This is a genomic window from Chamaesiphon sp. OTE_75_metabat_556, from assembly GCF_031378165.1.
In the GTDB taxonomy this organism is placed as follows: domain Bacteria; phylum Cyanobacteriota; class Cyanobacteriia; order Cyanobacteriales; family Chamaesiphonaceae; genus Chamaesiphon.
In genome coordinates, this window is sequence record NZ_JANNDR010000033.1 from 1 (window position 1) to 2,612 (window position 2,612).

The following is a 2,612-nucleotide window of genomic DNA, read 5'->3' on the forward strand; positions in this document are numbered from 1 at the left end:
CTTCCCGAAATTTCCACTTCCCTAGTTTTTGCTCTAGATGAAGTCAATCAGATTTTTGAGCATCCCCAGGTTGCCAAGGATTTCTTACCGCTACTGCGATCGTGGTTTGAAGAAGCCAAGATCTATCCACTCTGGCAAAAACTCCGCCTAATCGTGGTACATTCCACCGAAATTTACGTGCCCCTGCAACTCAATCAATCGCCGTTTAATGTGGGATTGCCAATTCAGCTCAATACATTCGATCGAGTGGCGGTGCAGGAATTAGCTAGGCGGTATGGACTAGACTGGGAGCATGGTGTCCAAACCGAGCAATTGATGGATCTAGTCGGCGGACATCCGATGTTGGTCAATATCGCCCTCTATCACTTGAGTCGTGGCGATCTCACCCTGACACAACTACTGGAAACTGCCCCCACGGCTACCGGAATTTATAGTTATCACTTACAGACTCATCGAGTAGTCTTGGCAGCGCATCCCGAATTAGCCGTCGCGCTCGATGCTGTTTTAAGTGCTACCGAACCGATCGCACTCGAACCAATTTTGGCTTATAAGTTAAGTAGTCTCGGACTGATCGAACGATCGGGTGATACGGTCATTCCTGGTTGTGAGTTATATCAACGGGCTTTTACAGCCTAATTTGAGAGGAAATCAAATGCTCCAAAATCGCAAATTAGGCGACAGATTTACAATATTGCTAGCGATTATTTTTGCGATCGGGACGATTGCTGGTGGCGTTTTGCTGACTAATATTGCTCAAAACGAAACAACTAAAAATATCGTGATGCGGGCAGAAATGTTCGTCCAATCGATGAACGCATTTAGAGACTATAACAGCCAAAGTATCGAACCAATCCTCAAACGTCAATTATATACTTCGCCAACATTCATTCGCGAAAGTATTCCACCCTTTGCTACCAACGCAGTGTTTGATATCTTTCGCAAACACCCTGAATATCGAGATTTCCTTTACAAAGAGGCGACTCTAAACCCAACAAATCCGCTCGACTTAGCCGACGAGTTCGAGCGTCGGCTCGTAAATCAATTTCGCACTCAAACTAGTCTTAGCAAGCTCTCTGGCTATCGCGAGATCGACGGCAAAAAATTGTTTTACATCTCTCGCCCCCTCGCCGTGAAAGACAAAAGCTGTTTGCTATGTCACGGCATTGTCGCAGCCGCACCAAAGAGCTTAGTGGCTAGCTACGGCACCACCAACGGCTATGGTTGGAAACTCAATGAAATCGTTTCCGCTCAAACAGTCTACGTCCCCGCTGACGAATTAGTGTCTCAATCGCGATCGTGGTTTGCTTTAATCATGGGCATTTTTGTGGCAATTTTTGCAGTTGCTACCTCGTCTATTAATGTCTTATTGCAGCGCACAGTGATTAATCCGCTCAAACAACTGACGGAGATCGCTCAAAAGTTTTTTGGCACGGAAGCGATGACAGTGGCTCAGGCAGAGACGTTTAGTACGCCATCTTTGATCAAAGTTGCCCGCCGCATCGATGAAGCTGGACAGTTAGCCAGAGCCTTTCAACACATGGCTAACGAGGTAGTTGTTCGCGAGCAAAATCTTAGTGATGCCGTCGCCGAACGCACTCAAGAACTCTCGCAAACCCTGGGAATTCTCAAAGCTACCCAAGCAGAACTTATCTTTGAAAACGAGTTACTTCGCAATTTCGAGCACGCCGATACTTTTGACTATCAAATTGGCGGTAGTCTGCCAATGGATGCACCTACCTATGTAGTGAGATCTGCCGATCGCTACCTCTATAAAGCCTTACGACAGGGTGAATTTTGCTATGTTCTCAATCCTCGTCAGATGGGTAAATCGAGCCTGATGGTGCGGATGATTAAGCATCTTCAGCATGAGGGTGTCTGTTGCGCGCCGATCGATATGACGCGGATTGGCAGCGAACACATCACGCCGGAACAATGGTATAAAGGATTTGCGTTCGAGCTATGGCAACGATTCGATTTGCAACCCAAAGTTAAATTCAAAGCCTGGTGGCAAGAGCGCGTCGATCTTTCGCCAGTGCAGCGGTTAGGTGAATTTATCGAATCAATTATATTAGTTGAAGTCGGTACACCATCAACTCAAATTGTGATTTTTATCGATGAAATTGATTGCATTTTGGGTTTGAATTTCTCAGTTAATGACTTCTTTGCGCTGATTCGTTCTTGTTACAATCAACGGACGATCGATCCCAGCTATCAACGCTTGACTTTTGTGCTATTTGGGGTAGCTGCGCCGTCAGATTTAATTACCAATACTCAGATCACCCCGTTTAATATCGGTCGATCGATTCATCTAGAGGGCTTTAAAGAACACGAAGCCCAGCCGCTCCTGCAAGGATTGGCACAGAAAGTCGGTAATCCCCAAACTTTACTCAAAGAAATATTGGCTTGGACGAGCGGACAGCCGTTCCTGACTCAAAGATTGTGCAACCTGATTCGCAACGCTACTTCGATCGTCCCTGCCAATGGGGACGCTCAATGGGTTCAGCATCTAGTTCAAACTCAGATCGTCGATAATTGGGAAATTCAGGATGAGCCAGAACATCTTAAAACCATCCGAGATCGACTCCTCAGAAGCGATCGATCGACTCACTTAT

At 46.2% G+C, this 2,612-nt stretch carries 1 protein-coding gene and 2 pseudogenes; all 3 read left to right on the forward strand.

Annotated elements, in window-relative coordinates:
* A partial coding sequence (locus RMO27_RS01600) for an AAA-like domain-containing protein (protein WP_309728472.1) occupies window positions 1-636 on the forward strand: 636 nt, incomplete at its 5' end.
* Window positions 637-808: 172 nt separating this feature from the next.
* Window positions 809-1,207, forward strand: a pseudogene (locus RMO27_RS23700) (DUF3365 domain-containing protein); the annotation flags it as partial.
* Between the two features lie 372 nt (window positions 1,208-1,579).
* Window positions 1,580-2,612, forward strand: a pseudogene (locus RMO27_RS23705) (AAA-like domain-containing protein); the annotation flags it as partial.